This is a genomic window from Citrobacter sp. S-77 (assembly GCF_963864895.1).
Taxonomy (GTDB): Bacteria; Pseudomonadota; Gammaproteobacteria; order Enterobacterales; family Enterobacteriaceae; genus Citrobacter; species Citrobacter murliniae.
Map to the genome: position 1 here is coordinate 1,785,527 of NZ_CAWLWU010000002.1, position 18,262 is coordinate 1,803,788.

Annotated in this window: 16 protein-coding genes, 2 tRNA genes and 5 pseudogenes; 15 read left to right on the forward strand and 8 right to left on the reverse strand. The window is 44.5% G+C overall.

The window, feature by feature from the left end; genetic code table 11:
* The first annotated feature begins 135 nt into the window (after window positions 1–135).
* From AACS05_RS09100 to AACS05_RS09110, 3 genes and pseudogenes are all read left to right on the forward strand, one after another.
* Complete coding sequence (locus tag AACS05_RS09100) at window positions 136–438, forward strand: hypothetical protein (RefSeq protein ID WP_223306985.1); 303 nt, start codon at window positions 136–138, stop codon at window positions 436–438.
* A 351-nt stretch (window positions 439–789) separates the two neighbouring features.
* Window positions 790–918 carry a hypothetical protein gene (locus tag AACS05_RS09105; RefSeq protein ID WP_255351253.1) on the forward strand — a complete coding sequence of 43 codons (129 nt, stop codon included), beginning with the start codon at window positions 790–792 and terminating at the stop codon, window positions 916–918.
* A gap of 183 nt (window positions 919–1,101) precedes the next feature.
* Window positions 1,102–1,517: pseudogene (locus tag AACS05_RS09110) on the forward strand (transposase); the annotation flags it as partial.
* Here the strand turns inward: AACS05_RS09110 and AACS05_RS09115 are convergent.
* The 4 genes from AACS05_RS09115 to AACS05_RS09130 form a co-directional block, all read right to left on the reverse strand.
* Window positions 1,517–2,158, reverse strand: coding sequence for a hypothetical protein (locus AACS05_RS09115; protein WP_045441748.1), 642 nt, complete (start codon window positions 2,156–2,158; stop codon window positions 1,517–1,519). The pseudogene AACS05_RS09110 and the gene AACS05_RS09115 sit on opposite strands and share 1 nt — an antisense overlap.
* The gene (locus AACS05_RS09120; protein ID WP_045441751.1) at window positions 2,155–3,600 is read right to left on the reverse strand and encodes an AAA family ATPase; all 1,446 of its coding nucleotides are present in this window, start codon (window positions 3,598–3,600) and stop codon (window positions 2,155–2,157) included. The genes AACS05_RS09115 and AACS05_RS09120 overlap by 4 nt, the downstream gene beginning before the upstream one ends.
* A 42-nt stretch (window positions 3,601–3,642) precedes the next feature.
* A complete protein-coding gene (locus AACS05_RS09125) occupies window positions 3,643–3,900 on the reverse strand; it encodes a hypothetical protein (protein ID WP_045441754.1) in 258 nt (85 codons plus the stop codon).
* A gap of 93 nt (window positions 3,901–3,993) precedes the next feature.
* Window positions 3,994–4,587, reverse strand: a complete 594-nt coding sequence (locus tag AACS05_RS09130; protein WP_045441757.1) for a hypothetical protein — start codon at window positions 4,585–4,587, stop codon at window positions 3,994–3,996.
* Window positions 4,588–4,866: 279 nt separating this feature from the next.
* On the opposite strand from AACS05_RS09130, the pseudogene AACS05_RS09135 reads away from it, so the two are divergent.
* A pseudogene (locus AACS05_RS09135) lies at window positions 4,867–5,968 on the forward strand (IS3 family transposase).
* Between the two features lie 56 nt (window positions 5,969–6,024).
* Window positions 6,025–6,354 (forward strand): hypothetical protein, encoded by a 330-nt coding sequence (locus AACS05_RS09140; protein ID WP_045441764.1) that lies wholly within the window; start codon window positions 6,025–6,027, stop codon window positions 6,352–6,354.
* A gap of 11 nt (window positions 6,355–6,365) precedes the next feature.
* On the opposite strand, the pseudogene AACS05_RS09145 reads toward AACS05_RS09140, so the two are convergent.
* Window positions 6,366–7,476 (reverse strand): annotated as a pseudogene (locus tag AACS05_RS09145) (IS3 family transposase).
* 903 nt (window positions 7,477–8,379) lie between these two features.
* Here AACS05_RS09145 and AACS05_RS09150 point away from each other — a divergent pair.
* Window positions 8,380–8,694, forward strand: coding sequence for a helix-turn-helix domain-containing protein (locus AACS05_RS09150; protein ID WP_045441768.1), 315 nt, complete (start codon window positions 8,380–8,382; stop codon window positions 8,692–8,694).
* Between the two features lie 133 nt (window positions 8,695–8,827).
* Here the strand turns inward: AACS05_RS09150 and AACS05_RS09155 are convergent.
* From AACS05_RS09155 to AACS05_RS09165, 3 genes and pseudogenes are all read right to left on the reverse strand, one after another.
* Window positions 8,828–10,099 (reverse strand): annotated as a pseudogene (locus AACS05_RS09155) (tyrosine-type recombinase/integrase).
* 198 nt (window positions 10,100–10,297) lie between these two features.
* A tRNA-Asn gene (locus AACS05_RS09160) sits at window positions 10,298–10,373 on the reverse strand.
* Window positions 10,374–10,472: 99 nt separating this feature from the next.
* Window positions 10,473–11,960 carry an EmmdR/YeeO family multidrug/toxin efflux MATE transporter gene (locus AACS05_RS09165; protein ID WP_286493689.1) on the reverse strand — a complete coding sequence of 496 codons (1,488 nt, stop codon included), beginning with the start codon at window positions 11,958–11,960 and terminating at the stop codon, window positions 10,473–10,475.
* 160 nt (window positions 11,961–12,120) lie between these two features.
* Here AACS05_RS09165 and AACS05_RS09170 point away from each other — a divergent pair.
* The 9 genes and pseudogenes from AACS05_RS09170 to AACS05_RS09210 all read left to right on the forward strand — a co-directional run bounded on the left by AACS05_RS09170 (window position 12,121) and on the right by AACS05_RS09210 (window position 18,142).
* Window positions 12,121–12,196 (forward strand) — tRNA-Asn (locus tag AACS05_RS09170).
* A gap of 354 nt (window positions 12,197–12,550) precedes the next feature.
* Window positions 12,551–12,910 (forward strand): purine nucleoside phosphoramidase, encoded by a 360-nt coding sequence (hinT, locus tag AACS05_RS09175; protein WP_045449566.1) that lies wholly within the window; start codon window positions 12,551–12,553, stop codon window positions 12,908–12,910.
* A 2-nt stretch (window positions 12,911–12,912) separates the two neighbouring features.
* Window positions 12,913–13,287 (forward strand): YcfL family protein, encoded by a 375-nt coding sequence (locus AACS05_RS09180; protein WP_045441772.1) that lies wholly within the window; start codon window positions 12,913–12,915, stop codon window positions 13,285–13,287.
* Between the two features lie 13 nt (window positions 13,288–13,300).
* Complete coding sequence (gene lpoB, locus AACS05_RS09185) at window positions 13,301–13,942, forward strand: penicillin-binding protein activator LpoB (protein ID WP_045441778.1); 642 nt, start codon at window positions 13,301–13,303, stop codon at window positions 13,940–13,942.
* Window positions 13,923–14,748: pseudogene (gene thiK / locus AACS05_RS09190) on the forward strand (thiamine kinase). The gene lpoB and the pseudogene thiK overlap by 20 nt, the downstream one beginning before the upstream one ends.
* A gap of 10 nt (window positions 14,749–14,758) precedes the next feature.
* Window positions 14,759–15,784, forward strand: coding sequence for a beta-N-acetylhexosaminidase (nagZ, locus tag AACS05_RS09195; protein WP_045441780.1), 1,026 nt, complete (start codon window positions 14,759–14,761; stop codon window positions 15,782–15,784).
* Between the two features lie 21 nt (window positions 15,785–15,805).
* A complete protein-coding gene (gene ycfP, locus AACS05_RS09200) occupies window positions 15,806–16,348 on the forward strand; it encodes an alpha/beta hydrolase YcfP (protein ID WP_003030817.1) in 543 nt (180 codons plus the stop codon).
* 237 nt (window positions 16,349–16,585) lie between these two features.
* Window positions 16,586–17,890, forward strand: a complete 1,305-nt coding sequence (ndh, locus tag AACS05_RS09205) for an NADH-quinone dehydrogenase (protein WP_045441784.1) — start codon at window positions 16,586–16,588, stop codon at window positions 17,888–17,890.
* A 96-nt stretch (window positions 17,891–17,986) separates the two neighbouring features.
* Entirely contained in the window at window positions 17,987–18,142 is a 156-nt protein-coding gene (locus tag AACS05_RS09210; RefSeq protein WP_190284556.1) for a hypothetical protein, read from the forward strand.
* Window positions 18,143–18,262: the final 120 nt, after the last annotated feature.

An 18,262-nucleotide genomic window follows, 5' to 3' on the forward strand; every position in this document is an offset into this window, starting at 1 on the left:
AAATATGTTGCAAAAGAGGTATCTCGACGTTAATTTTGTATGAGTAATGATCAGAGAAGAAGGTGGGGAGTGCACCACTTACGGGTGAGGCACCATCTATTAAATTATTAGCATTCAATCGTGTAATGTTAGAGTATGGAGTTAAAATTGAGAGACTTTAACAATGGCGGTGACATAAACGTTAACGGGGATTTTAACGTAAATGATAATTCTAAAAGTGAGTTCAAACTCTATGTTCATTGCACAAACGAAGAATTACTGGCTGACCGTCCCTTTAGAGCTGAAAACATCAAAATTGAACAACGAAATAAAATTCAGCGCTTGAAGCCGTTCTATGCTTTTACCGTTTTGTTAGCTTTCGCTGCGGCTATCTGGGCTATGTACAACGGAAAAACTGATCTTATTACGATATTGATGGGAGCTGTTTCGCATTTTTAAGTTATCAATCTTTGATTGCGACCATTGAACCAAATACGTTCCAAAAAGAAGAGCAGGCGGCAGTGAACGAAATAAGCAAAATATTAAAGCAGCGTCGAGTTGAGTGATAGCAATGAATGCTAAAAAAGTGCTCAAGCAAACAGGTTGCTGAATTCGGTGTTTACATACGTTTTTCGCTCATAGTAGACCGATTGCAGCATGCATTGTTCCATTCTATACAAATATCGGACATAGCTCACTCAATAACAAGTTAATCGTTGGAAGACTGTTCACCTCAAATTGAAAACTTTCATTACACCCCATATATCGATGTAGAGGGCTTCCCTCTTAAACCGTTAAAGGATAACTATCATGGCTCTTAAACGTGGTCCTAAACCAATTGCTAAATCGACAGGAAAACCTGATAAACGTCGTCGTGATAATAAGGATACCCCCGGTAACACTCCGGAGCTAAAGCCTAGTAAATCCACTGGGAAGTAAAAAAATTAGGGTGTAAATAATTAAGGTTATAAATAATTTATTTATACCCTCATTACAATAATAGATTATAGAATATTTTTCTGTAGCCAGATCTGCGTACCTTCTGTAAGCATCCCTGCAAACCGGCCCACTCATTTTAGAGATCTTCTGACATACTAATTATGTCCTCATGAGGAGTTCGCCATGCGTAAAGCCCGATTCACCGAACACCAGATCATTGCCGTTCTGAAGTCTGTCGAAGCCGGGCGCACCGTCAAGGATGTCTGCCCTGAAGCCGGTATTTCTGAGGCCAGCTATTACAACTGGAAAGCGAAGTATGGCGGTATGGAAGCCTCTGATATCAAAAAAATGAAAGATCTGGAGAACGAAAACCACCGCCTCAAACAGATGTTTGCCGACTTGACTCTCGAGTGCCGCGCACTGAAAGATGTCATTGAAAAATAGCTTTAAAACCAGCGATAAAGCGTGAGCTTGTCAGCTATCTGACCGCACAATTTGCGATGAGCATACGCCGGGCATGCAGGATGTTATCGCTGAGCAGGACGGTATTTCTTTACCAGCCGGATACGCGGCGTGATGAACCACTGTTGAGTATAATTTAAAACCGGCATGCTTCGATCATCTTCTTAAATGATTCCGGGTCTTTCTTGTATCGCTCTATTTGATTTAAGTCCTTTTCCCTTTCCATTACCATTATTAACGTATCTAATTCAAAAAGTTTTATATGAAACTTCCCTTTTTCTGAGCTTGCCTCTTTAACTGGAATTGAACCATTCCAAATTATTTCTATTGCAGGATCATCAATTTTGGGATGTATAAATAAAAAATCAAATTTAGTATATTGCTCTGACATACAATCGTATTGAATATGATTCTCAAATTTACCGTTTACCTTCATTATATGTTTAAATTTACGACCTTTGCGACTTGAACCATTACAGTTTGAACAGACCACTATTAGGTTTTTAGAGTAAAAACTGAACTGTGGGAATTTACTTTTGAGTGCTATGTGCTCAATTTCTCCACGGCCAGTGCCCCCAACTGGTAGGCCACAATATCCACAGCGCGTTACTTCAAGATCTTTCATTTGTGAACATTTTTGATGTTGATATAATATTGGGACAATTTTTTCTCTAATGCTTATTATAGAATCCCATGACTCTTTAGTGAGAGCGCTCGCATTATTTATTTCTAATGTTAGTTGATTGTAAAACTCATAACTTGTTATTTTATATATCATTTTATTGTTCCATTAATTCTTTGAAGTAAAGTAAAGAGTGGATCGTTTTCACTCAGTTCAAGGCTATTTAATTTCTGTAATATACGATAAAATTCTTTGTTTTTTTCATTATTACTAACAGCTGAAATCAGACTTTGTACATCATTTTCAACATAGTAATTTCTATTTGTCTTTACATTGAAAATTTCATATAAAATTTGCTCGATAGACCAACCATACGGAGATGACGGTAGTATTTCTGACTTTCTCTCTAAAAAATCATTAATATATAGCTTATTCACGCTTGAACAAGCAATATCTAACCCTGAAATAATAAAGTGCGAATGAGTCCCTAAAATAAAATGACAAGAAGGGAATTCTTTAAATATCTTTCTTAATAAGATTATATAATTTAGTTGCCAATTAGGATGTAAAGATATCTCTGGCTCATCAATCAAAATAAGTGACTGATCTCTAATTTTTGACAGTATTCCAATTAGAGTAAATATTATATTCTTTTCCCCTGAGCTAGAATCATCAAAATTAAAATGATCTAATTTTTTGAATTGTATTTTAGGGTTTTCAATGTATCCTAAGATTAATAAAATTTTTATGTTTTTTATTTCTTCTAAGAAAAGCTCCATTGACTCTTGAGCTAACAAATCTAAGTGGTATGTGATGTTGTCGGAGCTTTTTTTCTGTTTTTCCTTAATAAAAACTATTAGATTATCGAAGCTTTCCACGTTGACATTATTAATCTGATAGTTTGTTAACTTCGATTTAGAATCGGAATTCTTAATGGATTTATATTTCCTTATAATTGTTTTTGTGGTTATCTTACGATTAAGAAGAGATTTTATTTTTGGAGTGTAAATCAATGTTATTTTAGGTGAAAAACGTAACAACTCGAACATTTCAACAAGTAAATGTGTTTTATTATTTAATATTAAAAATTCTAGATGTTCGAAAACTCGCTTCTCTATACTGCTAATCCAGGCTGCATTAGATACCTGCCTAACACCTAGATAATGGTAAAAACCATCATAGTTAGAGGGTTTCGAAAAAGTAAATTTATCACCTAGCATATAGGATGATGCTAGAACTGAACATGGCAGATGGGATTTATTTAAAGTATCTACCTTAACACCGTCTAAATAAAAATTTATTTTTCTATGATCATAAGAAATTTTTATTTTAGCTTTATTTATTATATATTCAATATTAAAAAAATCATATCTAAAAAAAATATCCTTCTGCGTGTTGTCACATTTATCATTTATAAGTATAAATATGTCACAAATTAGTTTTAGTAGATAGCTTTTACCGCATCCGTTCATACCAATAATCACTGAAGTGTAAAAAGACTCAGAAGTATTATTATCTCCATTTAAAAAATTTATATCGAAAATTGAATTATTATTATGAACTATTTTTAAATGGGTTAATCTGAAGTATTTATTCACTTTCTGATCCTTATAATTCTGGGTTTAACAATTGTAAGAAGTTTAAGATTGTAAATCAGTAATGATTGAAATACTGCCATCATTAAATCCTACTAAATCACCACCATCAATAAATCTTTCTAAGAATTTAAAGGTTTGCTCTATCGGAGTGGACCACATCTTTTTTATTTCGCTGAGAAAAAAACCAAACTCATCATCTGGGAATCTATAATTCATATGCGGGCCATAGAGAAATAAAAGTTTCAGGCAATTTAACACTTCTAAAAAATCAGCAATAAAAAAATGTGATCTTTCAAACATGAGATAAACACGAGGAATTCCTTTATGGAGTGATTCTTCGAAATAAATTAATTTTTGACTACCATCAACAACACCTACACCGAAAACACAAAATTAATTTTTCTTTCCCCAATAGCTTTCAGTTCGAAGCTTATTACCATAAGTGCCTTCAACTTCGCCAAAAATACCAACTGCGGAACCGTTTAACGAATTCTCCAACACCAAGCAGAGATCTGAATATCCAATCAAATCAGATAAAGATCCTTTCATTTCTTTATAGGGAAATACATCAGTAAAAAGGTTTGAAAGTTTGTGACTAAGTTGAGAGTCATTACCAGAAACATAAAACGAAAATTTATCTAACTCTTTGTTGAAGCAAACTCCATATAAATCCTCCAATCGTTCAATCAATTCAACGATGATATGCCCTCCGATTTTTTGATTAAATAGGCTCGCAAAAAAATACTGAACCCCCCAGTTGCGAATGTAGGTTTCAATTTGGTCGAAGAAGTTTGGAGGTAAATTTCCTCTAAGTAAACTTAATGACCATAAAGGAAACTCTTTAAACCTTCTGGGAGAGTGCATTAGGTTTTTGTGATTATCTAAACACTTCAAAATACTGTAGAAATGTGTTGCCCAATATGATTTTTGATCTGGTATTATGATGGGGTCCACTGGTGTGACTATGCTTTTCTTACCACTTCTCATATTCGCTCATTCTTCCGATAGTTATGATTTAGATGGTTGCGCTCTATGAATGATAATATTGGTTTTTTCAGCGTGTTTGGACATTAACCATAAGTTAGCACATAACAATTTATGCTCATATCTCCTTGAACACAATAGAAAAATGGTAAAAATATTTCCGCGTGTCTGTAAATGCATATGGCTGATAAAAAGTGGAGTTTGTAAGTATCCTGGCAAAACGGCCCATTCACTTTTATAGATCTTCCTACATACTGATAATGTCTCTGTGAGGAGATCGCCATGCGCAAAGCCCAGTTCATTGAGCACCAGATCATCGCCGCTCTGAAGTCCGTAGAAGCAGGGCGCACTGTCAAGGATGTCTGCCGTGAGGCCGCTATTTCAGAAGCTAGTAATTACAACTGGAAGGCGAAGTATGGCGGTATGGAAACCGCTGATATCAAAAAAATAAATGACTTTGTAGACGAAAATCGTCACCTGAACCAGATGTTTTCCGATCTTAGTCTTGAGTGTAGGGCTTTAAAGGATGTTATTGAAAAAAAGCTTTAAAACCAGCGATAAAGCGTGAGCTCGTCAGCCTTCTGACCGTTCAGTTTGCGATGCGCACACGCCAGCATGCAGGACGTTGTCGCTGAGCAGGACAGTGTATTTTTACCAGCCCGATACTCGGCGTGACGAGCCGGTGATTAGTGCGCTGACTGAATTGGCAGAGCGCTATCCGCGGTACGGTTTTAAGAAGCTTTTTCAGGTAATTCGCAGGCAGGGTCACGCTTGGAATCACAAGCGTGTACATCGGATTTACTGCCTGTTGAAGCTGAATTTTCGTCGTAAGGTAAAGCAACGTCTGTCGGTGCGTAATCCGGCACCACTGGTCACGCCGCAAGCTCTGAATCAGAGCTGGTCCATCCACGATGCGCTGGTCAGCGGCAGGCGGTTCCTTACTTTCAACGTGGTAGATGATTTTAACCGTGAAGCGCTGGCCATTGAAATTGATCTGAATATCTCGGCTCAGCGTGTAGTTCGGGTACTGGACAGAATCGTCGCAAACAGGGGTTACCCGCTGAAGATGCGTATGGATAACGTACCTGAACTGATTTCGCTGGCACTGGCTGAGTGGGCCGAAAGCCATGGCGTGATACTGGAGTTTATCAGGCCAGGTAAGCCAACAGAGAATGCTTTTATCGAACGCTTTAACCGGGCATACCGGACAGAAGTTCTGGATTTTTATCTGTTCAGAACGCTGAATGAAGCACGGGAGATCACAGTGCGCTGGCTGAATGAATACAACAGCGAGCTACCTCATGAATCCCTGAATAACCTGGCGCCGGAAGAGTTTCGGCTGATGGCCGAGAAACAGGAAATATCAAAAAGTAGCTGGAACTAAAAGCGGTCTTCTTACGGATACGATTAGGCTTGGCATCAAAAGGGACTCCTGATGATATGTTTACGCGAGTATTCGAGTTAAAAAAACTTGCGGACAAAGCTGCTGAAGAGAATAACTTCTACGACAAAAAAGTAGCAATTGAGAAAGAAGCGTTGTTATCTGAAGAACGCTTGAAAGCGATATACGTGGACATTTTTCTCAGTATTGAAACTGTAATGAATATAAAATTAAAAAACTTTAATAATGTTGTATACGGACCAAGCAGAAATGCCTCTCAGCTGAGAATAAAAAACGCAAATTCATACAACTTCATCTCGCCGGAAGATACTGGAACTGGAAAGTCGTATGCCGGTTTAGTTGGATTTGATCTTGCTATGCTTTTGTAAATAGACCCGTTTTAGTTCCAGGCATTTTTTGAGATCCCGGCCAAATGATTGTGTTGCCGATATTCCTCCGGCGTCATATTGTTCAGTGATTCATGAGGGGTTCACAGTTATATTCTGACACCCATCTTTCCGTGATTTCCCGCACTTCATTCAGCGTTCTGAACAGATAAAAATCGAGTATTTCTGTACGGTATGTTCGGTTAAAGCGCTCAATAAAAGCGTTCTGCGTCGGCTTACCCGGCTGAATAAACTCCAGTTTTACTGCATGTTGCTCTGCCCATTCAGCCAGTGCAAGTGAGATAAATTCCGGACCATTATCCATGCGTAGCATGACCGGATAGCCGCGATTTGCCGCGATCCTGTCGAGTACACGGACCACGCGCAAAGCTGGCAGATTCAGATCGATTTCAATCGACAATACCTCACGGTTAAAGTCATCAACGACATTGAACGTGCGAAAACGACGGCCACAGACCAGGGCATCATGCATAAAATCGACAGACCAGCTCTGGTTCAGCGCTTCCGGTGTGGCCAGTGGCGAGGGATTACGCACCGGCAACCGTTGTTTGCATTTACGGCGAAAATTCAGCTTCAGCAGACAATAAATACGATGGATCCTTTTGTGATTCCACGGGTATCCCTGCCGCCGCAGAACCTGGAAAAGTTTTGGAAAACCGTACCGTGGGTATCGCTCTGCCACTGCCTGCAACGCGACAATAACGGGTTCGTCACGCGTGGTATCCGGACGGTAATGGTAAACCGTTCTGCTCAGGTTCAGACTCCGGCAGGCCTGACGGATACTGAGTCCAAATGTCGTTATCAGATGAGTGACCAGTTCACGCTTAACGGCTGGTTTTAAAGCTTTTTTCCGATAACGTCTTTCAGCGCCCGGTTCTCAAGGCTCAGGTCGGCAAACATCTGTTTGAGACGCCGATTCTCGTCCTCAAGATCCTTGATCTTTTTAATATCAGAAGCCTCCATGCCGCCGTATCTGGACTTCCAGTTGTAGTAGGTGGCTTCAGATATACCGGCCTCCCGGCAGACATCTTTAACGGTTCGTCCGGCTTCAACCGATTTAATTACGGCAATGATCTGATGCTCAGTAAAACGGGCTTTACGCATAGCGATCTCCTTTGTTGGCAGATTGATTATGCCGGAGGATCTCTAAATGTGAATGGCACGATTATGCGGAATACTTACAGTAACTGAGTCGCGATGACTATAGCTTCTGGTATCGTAATCCAGTTAAACTTATCACTCAGGGTATCAAAAAGACTATTTTTCATTATCATGATTCATCTCCTTTATATGAAAATGATATATGCACAAGTGTTTTACGTTCCCTTGTGCAGTCATGACGTATAGATAGGATTTTAAAGGTGGGGAATAGGATTAGTGAGGGGTTGTAGTGATAACGGAGATGTTATTATTTTCTTTTCGCTGGCTGTCACTAAAAATTTCGAACTAAGTCGCTATGAAATGACGTGATAAATTCCTCATGTCATTTTTACGCCATGCTTCGAAGATTCCATTAAAAGCAATGCTATTAAGATCTTCGTTGAAAATAATATAAAAACTTAGCTCAGAGCATAAAGTTTATATGTGGTAATTTACGAATTAATTGATGAGACACGATTGGATACAGAGTGAATCAGAATGTCATTATCTGAAACTGGCGCTCAATTCAGCAAATAATATTTTTTTTAAAAAGTATATCTCATTGCATGCGCTGCCTACGTGAATCGAAAAAGGGATTCGACACATTTCACTTGTTGTTATGCACAGTGAGCCTGCAATAAGTCGTTCACCTTACGGTTGGAGGCATTTTAGTGCATTTGGGAGTGTTGATGAACTAAGACCTGTCTCGGATGCATTATGGAATTCAATTTCAGTGTATCTACTCTTCTAAATTTGATTGTTTAACTATTTATAAATTAAATATTTATTTTGAAATTTGAAAAAATAAAAAACTTTCGATTAATAACCACTTTAAGAGCGGCATGGCGGAATAGCGATAAACGGCATATGTTAATCTGCGAAGTCGGTAATACCGTGATTGGTAAACGATTAAGATTGGCCCGAGTGAATACAGGATTAAAACAGGTCGAGCTTGGTTGTCTCGCTGGGCTGGACGAAGAGACGTCGAGTTCCCGCGTAAGCCAATATGGAAGAGAAGTCAGTTCACCGGATTTTGGTCTGGTTTACCGATTTGCGGCGGTGCTGGATGTGTCGGAAGCCTATTTTTATGCTATCGATGAAGATCTCGCAACGCTAATATTGCAATACCATCGTTATAAGAAAAGTAACCCTAATTCTACGTTGTTGATTACCCCGCAATAGACCTTCATTTATGTATCTGGCCTGAGTAATTTCCTGACGCTTCTCGATTCTTTGTGAAATGCTGAGGGGACGATTTCTCACAGTCTGAAGAGCAGATCCTGTTATCAGGCTCTGCTCTTAGGTGCGTTATCGATCAAGCTGCTCCGGTCGTCTTATGTTGTTGAGCATAAATGTATGGTGCAACACATTCTTCTCGGTTGGTATCCAGATAATCCGACCACCATTGCATCATCGCTTTACGGGCATCAAGATATTCTGCTTTATGGATGTAAGCTGCTCGAACGCTATTGCGTTCCTGATGGCTCATTTGGCGCTCAACCACATCCTGCGCCCACAGTCCAGATTCCATCAGCGCACTACAGGCCATCGCTCTGAATCCGTGGCCGCAGATTTCATCTTTTGTGCCATAACCCATCAGGCGCAAAGCCTTGTTCACCGCGTTTTCGCACATTGGCTTATGCGGATTGTGATCGCCAGGAAATATGAGTTCCTGATGCCCGGAGATTTCCCGTATCTGTTTCAGAATAGCGATGGACTGACGGGAGAGAGGAACGATATGCTGCGTGCGCATTTTGGCACCACGCCCGGAATAACGCACTCCGGGGATGGCTTCACGGGCAGCCGGAATGGTCCAGATTTTGTTTCTGAAATCGATCTCAGACTAACGGGCGAAACGCAATTCGCTGGAACGGATGGAAAGGTGCAGGGTGAGCGATACTGCCAAACGGGTTAATGCTCTCCCTTGCTTGTAGTCCTCAATGCGAGTCAACAGTTCCGGTAGTTTCTCCAGCGGAAGGGCAGGGTAATGGCGTTTAATGGGCGGAGCGATGATACCGTCCAGATTGGCCGCCGAATTATGTTCTATCAACTCTTGATGCACGGCATGACGCATGATGTTGCACATATGCTGCCGGGTACGCGCCGCCACTTCCAGCAAACCTTTATTCTCAATCCCTTTCAGCAGATCGATGAAGTGGCGAGTTTTCAATTCTGTTATCGGCAGATGTCCAATGATCGGGAATATATGGTTATTCATGCTGGCGAGCAAGCGGGCGGCATGGTTTTCTGACCATGTTAGGTTGCTTTTATGCCACTCCAGTGCCACATACTTGAAGGTTTTTTCTGGTGAGGAAGTGGTTTTTTCAGCAGAGCGCTGTTGTGCTGGATTGATATTATGCGCCAGCAACTTGCGAATACCGTCACGCTGCTGACGAGCGTCGGCTAAAGATACGTCTGGATAGGCACCTAGGCCGAGGCGGGATTCTTTTTTATTGATACGATATTTGAGATACCAGAGACGTGAACCGCGAGGATTAACCAACAGATACAGACCATGAGAATCGGAAACTTTGAAGGGTTTAGCGAATGGTTTTAAGTTGCGGATTTTTGAGTCGTTAAGAGACATTTGGGGGTCACTCCGTCATCGAACCAACTTGACCCCAAATCTGACCACCAAATTCTCCCGATGCGGAGGATAAACTAGAAATGCATCTGGAAGATTTTTCACACTAACCTATTGAATCTGAATCACATAAGATTTCGCAAAAAGACATAAAAAAACAAAAAGCCCGCTTAAGTTTCCTTAAGCGGGCTTCTCTAAATATGGCTCCTCTGACTGGACTCGAACCAGTGACATACGGATTAACAGTCCGCCGTTCTACCGACTGAACTACAGAGGAATCGTGTGAACGGGGCGAATATTAGCGATGCCGGTCAGCGTTGTCAAAGCCTGAATGTAGAAACGCGATCGTTTGCTGAAATATTCTTCATTTCGCCGTTTATTCAGACGCAACGGGTTGTTTTATACACTTTTCACGTTCCTGGCGCGGATATTTCCACAGCCATCGACCGGTGACCATTCGCCAGTAAAATAGCGCGGCGCGGACCGCCCAGTCGAAGAACATCCCCATCCAGACGCCGACCACTCCCCATCCTAATACGATCCCTAGGGTATAACCTGCTACAACACGGCAGCCCCACATACCCAGCATGGAAACCCACATAGCAAAACGTGCATCACGCGCTCCCTTAAAACCAGCGGGAAGGACCCAGGATGCTGCCCATATCGGCATAAATGCCGCATTGAGCCAAATCAGTATGACTATGACCTCTTTTACGTCCTGATCGTGGGTATAAAACGAGGCCATGACACCGGCAAACGGTGCAGTCAGCCAGGCGATGGCAGTTAAACCGATTGTGGATAACCAAAATACGTGTCGCAACTGAATTTCTGCCTGGGCAATCTGCCCATTACCCAGGCGTCTGCCGGTAATGATGGTGGATGCGGATCCTAATGCGTTTCCCGGCAGGTTAATCAGAGCCGCAATAGAAAATGCGATGAAGTTACCGGCAATAACGCTGGTACCCATACCCGAGACAAACATTTGAGTTAATAGCTTGCCACCGTTAAACAAAACGGATTCGATACTTGCAGGAATACCTATCCCCATCACCTCCCAGATAATGGCGAGATTTAACGGCTTAAAATAACTTTTCAGTGAAATACGCAGCGCTGGGTTAAAACCAATCATCAGCACCCAGATAATGGCGATAGCACCAATGTAGCGGGAAATCGTTAACCCAAGACCTGCGCCTACAAATCCCAGCCCTTGCCAGGAAAAAATGCCGTAGATCAGGATGCTACTGATGATGATATTCAGTATATTCATGCCGCCGTTAATCAACAGCGGTATCTTGGTATTCCCGGCCCCACGCAGTGCTCCGCTACCGATCAATGCAATGGCTGCTGCCGGATAACTGAGCACCGTTAATTCCAGATAGGTCAGCGCCAGTGCCTTTACTTCGGGAGTCGCTTCACCGGCGACAACATTAATAATCTGCTCGCCAAAATAATGAATCACCGCTGCCAGCACGATGGCAAAAATCGTCATGATTACCAGTGACTGTCTGGCGGCAGCTCTGGCCCGTCGGCGATCGCGTTTCCCAAGGCTAAAAGCAACGACCACCGTCGTGCCAAGATCGATAGCGGCGAAAAACGCCATGATAACCATATTGAAACTGTCGGCGAGTCCGACACCCGCCATTGCTTCCTTACCCAACCAGCTAACAAGGAAAGTACTCAGTACTCCCATCAATAATACGCAGGTATTTTCCAGAAAAATGGGAATGGCTAAAGGAGTGATTTCACGCCAAAAGAGTACTTTGTAACTCTTGCGTTTGGCATACCAGGGCGTACGGGAAACGACCTGACGTAAGGCAGCGGACACGTTCAAAGTGGACCTTAATGAAGAAAGTTGAAACCTCATTTCAAATGATGAGGGAGAATCAAAAAAGCTGCAAAGTTTTTTCCATATAAAATGTCTGTAAATGCAACAAACTGTCGAGAGAAGCACCAATTGATACTCAATGAAGGAAATGGGGTTTGACAAAAGATTTTTCGCCGCTAAGATAAGCCTCCACAACGATTCCTCTGTAGTTCAGTCGGTAGAACGGCGGACTGTTAATCCGTATGTCACTGGTTCGAGTCCAGTCAGAGGAGCCATATTTAAGAAGCCTGCTTAGGAAACTAAGCAGGCTTTTTGTTTTTTTAGCGTTTACATTTCTCTGCCTGGGTAAGCGTTAACGTCAGCTTTAGTCCCCCGTATTTTGGCTATGAGTGCAAAATCCACCCGATGAGCAGGTGGAATTTTTGCCAGTATGAAATATTGTTTCAGTACTATGTCTGAGCAATAGCAACGGGAAATGGTTATAAGAGCAGCATAAGGAAAACTTTTTGCTTAAAAAATCGAGGGTTAAAGTTGAAAGAGCGTGAGTAACTCACTCATACTCTATACTCGCAGAGTAGCTCGGCGTAGCATGGCACAACGAAGGGCTCTTAATGAAAAAGGAAAACGTCGTGGCAGAAGAAACTATATTCAGCAAAATTATTCGTCGTGAAATCCCCTCAGATATCGTGTACCAGGACGAACTGGTCACAGCGTTTCGCGATATTGCACCTCAGGCGCCTACGCATATCCTGATTATTCCAAATGTCCTGATCCCAACCGTTAATGATGTTACGGCTGAACATGAGCAGGCGTTGGGGAGAATGATCACGGTCGCGGCGAAGATCGCTGAGCAGGAAGGCATTGCCGAAGATGGATATCGTTTGATCATGAATACCAACCGCCACGGGGGTCAGGAGGTGTATCACATTCATATGCATCTACTGGGTGGGCGTACTCTTGGTCCAATGCTTGCGCATAAAGGTCTTTAATAATGACCAGAGGATGCTTAGTGCTGTCACTGGGGGTGCTGTTACTGGCAGGCTGTCGTTCACATCCTGAAATTCCGGTGAGTGATGAACAGTCGCTGGTGATGGAATCAACGATACTGGCTGCAGGTATAACAGCAGAACAGCCTGCGTTAACCACGTCTGATATTCAGCCCTCTGCATCCTCACGACTCTATAACGAAAGACAAGAACCCGTTACCGTTCATTATCGGTTTTACTGGTATGACGCCAGAGGGCTGGAGATGCACCCTCTGGAAGCGCCACGCAGCGTCACTATCCCGGCACGTTCGTCGGTGACTCTGTACGGCAGCGCCAATTTTCTGGGGGCGCACAAGGTTAGACTTTATCTTTATTTGTAAGGGGTGAATCTTGATGATCAAAATGAATCGCTACGCATTGATTGCCGCGCTGGCGATATTTCTCTCTGGTTGTGTGGCGCAACGAGAGCCAGCGCCGGTAGATGAAGTCAAACCGGTGCCGGAGCAGCCCGAGCAACCGCAACAGCCGGTACCGGTTGTCCCAACGGTGCCAACCATACCGCAGCAGCCTGGTCCGATTGAACATGAGGATCAAACGGCGCAGCCGACGCCCCGGGAACGTCATTATGACTGGAATGGCGCAATGCAACCGATGGTGGCGAAAATGCTGCAGGCTGATGGCGTCAAAGCTGGAGGTGTCTTGCTGGTCGACAGCGTGAATAATCGCACCAATGGTTCTCTCAACTCTGGTGACGCAACCGAAACATTGCGTAATGCGCTGGCGAATAACGGCAAATTTACCCTGGTCTCGGCACAACAATTGTCGCTGGCGAAGCAACAATTAGGTTTATCACCACACGACAGCCTGGGTACGCGCAGTAAAGCCATTGGTATTGCCCGTAATGTAGGAGCGCAGTATGTGCTGTATTCCAGCGCTTCCGGCAACGTCAATACGCCGGCACTGCAAATGCAATTAATGCTGGTACAAACTGGCGAGATAATCTGGTCAGGTAAAGGTGCTGTTCAGCAACAATAACAGACTGACGCGCGACGAGGTTTTGTCGCGCTATTTCCCGCAGTATCATCCCGTCGCGGGCAGCCAAAGCGGCTTGAGCGGCGGGAGCTGTATCATCGAAAATCATCCCCATCGTTTAGTGCTGCGCTGCCATCATGATCCTCACGCGCCCGAGTCCCATTTTTTACGGCACTATCATGCGCTAGAAAAAACTGCCCGAAAGTCTTGCTCCCAAACCCTGTTTTTATACACAAGGGTGGATGGCAGTAGACTATTTTCACGGTAAGGTAGAATCCAGATTACCGGAAGCCGACGAACTTGCAGGCTTACTGTATCATCTTCACCAACAACCCCGTCTGGGCTGGCAAATCAGAGTGCTGCCATTACTTGAACAGTACTGGCAGTGTTGTGATCCGGCGCGCCGGACGCCTGGTTGGTTGCGCGTGCTAAAGCGGTTAAGAAAACAACGCGAACCTCGCCCGATACGTCTCGGGCCGTTACATATGGATGTCCACGGCGACAACATAGTGCGCACAGCGTCGGGGCTGCGGTTGATTGACTGGGAATATGCCGGAGACGGTGATATTGCGCTGGAGCTGGCTGTGGTGTGGACCGTTGATGAATCTCAGCACCGGCAACTGGTGAACGCCTATGCTCAGCATGCGCACATTGATCCGGATGCCCTCTGGCGGCAGGTCAGACAGTGGCAACCCTGGGTGATGGTGCTGAAGGCGGGGTGGTTCGAATATCGCTGGCAGCAAACCAGCGATCGACAATTTATCAGGCTGGCCGATGAAACCTGGCGGCAGCTAACAATGAAAGGATAAGGAGAGCAGTGTGGGTCCAGTAATGTTGGATGTCGAAGGGTATGAGCTGGACGCTGAAGAGCGTGAGATTCTGGCGCATCCGCTGGTGGGTGGGTTGATCCTCTTTACCCGAAATTACCACGACCCGGAACAGTTGCGTGAACTTGTTCGCCAAATCCGTGAGGCATCACGTAATCATCTGGTGGTGGCAGTGGATCAGGAAGGGGGGCGTGTACAGCGTTTTCGTGAAGGGTTTACCCGCCTGCCGGCGGCACAATCTTTTGCTGCACTGCACGGACTGGAAGAGGGAGGTAAGCTGGCTCAGGATGCCGGATGGCTCATGGCCAGCGAAATGATTGCGATGGACATCGACATCAGCTTTGCCCCCGTCCTGGATGTGGGCCATATTAGCGCGGCGATTGGCGAGCGTTCTTACCATGCCGATCCAATAAAGGCGCTGGCAATGGCAACCCGCTTTATTGATGGCATGCATGCCGCGGGCATGAAAACCACCGGTAAACATTTCCCCGGGCATGGGGCGGTGACGGCGGATTCGCACAAAGAGACACCAACCGATCCGCGACCGGAAGCGGAAATTCGCGCCAAAGACATGTCGGTGTTTAAGACGTTAATTACGGAAAATAAACTTGATGCCATTATGCCGGCACACGTGATCTATAGTGAAGTCGATCCGCGTCCGGCGAGTGGTTCCCCCCACTGGTTAAAAACGGTGCTGCGTCAGGAGCTTGGTTTTGATGGGGTGATCTTCTCCGACGATCTGTCGATGGAAGGCGCAGCTATCATGGGGAGCTACGCAGAGCGTGGGCAGGCATCGCTTGATGCAGGTTGCGATATGATCCTGGTCTGCAATAATCGTAAGGGAGCGGTCAGTGTGTTAGATAATCTGTCGCCGATCAATGCGGAACGTGTTACACGTTTGTATCATAAAGGTTCATTTTCGCGTCAGGAACTGATGGATTCGGCACGCTGGAAAACGATTAGCGCCCAGCTCAACCAGCTTCATGAGCGCTGGCAGGAAGAAAAAGCAGGTCATTAACGCACGTTTGGTGAGGATGCGATGATTATCTATTTACACGGTTTTGACTCTAACAGTCCGGGAAACCACGAGAAAGTGTTACAGCTGCAGTTCATTGACCCGGATGTCAGACTGATCAGCTACAGTACACGGCATCCTAAGCATGATATGCAGCATCTGCTGAAAGAAGTGGACAAAATGTTGCAGCTTAATGTGGACGATCGCCCGTTGATTTGCGGCGTGGGGTTGGGTGGTTACTGGGCTGAACGAATTGGTTTTCTGTGTGATATTCGGCAAGTCGTGTTTAATCCCAACTTGTTTCCGTATGAGAATATGGAAGGGAAAATCGACAGGCCCGAAGAGTATGCGGACATCGCCACAAAATGCGTGACTAATTTCCGTGAAAAGAATCGCGATCGGTGCCTGGTTATCCTTTCACGCCATGATGAAGCACTGAACAGTCAACGCTCCTCTGAGGAGCTGCACCACTTCTATGAAATTGTATGGGATGAAGAACAAACCCATAAATTCAAAAATATCTCTCCTCATTTGCAGCGAATCAAAGCGTTCAAGACGTTAGGTTAGTCGCCGATTTACGTTGAACAAAGCCAGCCTTCGGGCTGGTTTTTTTGTTGTTAAAGCTAGGGTTGTCTATCTTTTCATCATCAAAACTTGATACATATCAATTTTGGTATGACCAATGCACCGTTCGTGTTATTCTCAGTCTCGAAGAAGATTTTCATTATCGTAACTTGTTGTTAATTAAAGGCTATGTTAATAACTTTTAATTAACAATTGGTTAATAAATTTAAGGGGGTCACGTTGACTACACCATTAAAAAGAATCGTTATTGTCGGCGGTGGTGCTGGCGGACTGGAAATGGCGACTCAGCTGGGGAAAAAACTGGGACGTAAGAAAAAGGCAAAAATCACGCTGGTAGACAGAAACCACAGCCATTTGTGGAAACCCTTACTACACGAAGTGGCGACAGGATCCCTGGATGAAGGCGTTGATGCGCTGAGCTATCTGGCACATGCGCGTAACCACGGCTTCCAGTTTCAGCTTGGCTCGGTTGTAGATATCGATCGTGAAGCGAAGACCATTACTATTGCTGAGCTGCGCGATGAGAAGGGTGATCTACTGGTTCCTGAGCGTAAAGTGCCTTACGACACGTTGGTGATGGCGCTTGGCAGTACGTCCAACGATTTCAACACGCCGGGTGTCAAAGATAATTGCATCTTCCTCGATAACCCGCATCAGGCGCGTCGTTTCCACCAGGAAATGTTGAATCTGTTCCTGAAATACTCTGCGAATCTGGGCGCGAATGGCAAAGTGAATATCGCCATTGTGGGCGGTGGTGCAACAGGTGTAGAACTCTCCGCCGAGCTGCACAATGCGGTAAAACAACTGCATAGCTATGGGTACAAGGGACTGACTAACGAAGCGCTGAATGTGACTCTGGTGGAGGCCGGTGAAAGAATTCTGCCAGCATTGCCGCCGCGGATTTCCAGTGCTGCGCATAATGAACTGACCAAGCTGGGCGTGCGTGTATTGACTCAGACGATGGTGACCAGCGCTGATGAGGGCGGGTTACATACTAAAGATGGCGAGTACATTGAAGCCGATCTGATGGTGTGGGCGGCAGGTATCAAAGCGCCAGACTTTATGAAAGACATTGGTGGTCTGGAAACTAACCGCATCAACCAACTGGTGGTGGAGCCTACTCTGCAAACCACACGCGATCCGGATGTTTATGCTATTGGTGACTGTGCTTCCTGCGCCCGCCCGGAAGGTGGCTTTGTTCCACCGCGCGCTCAGGCTGCTCATCAGATGGCTTCCTGCGCGATGAACAATATTCTGGCGCAGATGAATGGCAAGCCGCTGAAAGCGTATCAATACAAAGACCACGGCTCTCTGGTTTCCCTCTCCAACTTCTCTACCGTGGGTAGCCTGATGGGGAACCTGACGCGCGGTTCGATGATGGTGGAAGGGCGTATTGCGCGCTTTGTGTATATCTCACTGTACCGTATGCACCAGATTGCGTTGCATGGTTACTTCAAAACCGGTCTGATGATGCTGGTTGGCAGTATTAACCGTGTGATTCGTCCGCGCCTGAAACTGCATTAAAATATCAAATAACCGGGCCACACAGTGGCCCGGTAGACGTTTTTCAGCTCCTGCCCTCCTACTATATTGCAACTTGGCCTTCCTTGAGATCCAATAGTGAACCTGACCGATGAGCCGCGCGAGTCGATGAGTCTCTCCACTGAAGTGCTAAGTATGCAGTTTGTATTCTGGCAGATACCGATCACCGGGTTAACCAATGTACCAACCGGAATGGTAGTGGCTGCAGGTTTTTATTCGAACAGCATTATATGACATCCTGTTCTGCGTGATTCAGAACCGTCTGAATCACGCTGCTTTCGCGCTTACCCTCGCTATTTTCATCCCCATTCTGATTGGCATTCCTTACATCCTGTTGCAAAGTTGTTGCTAATA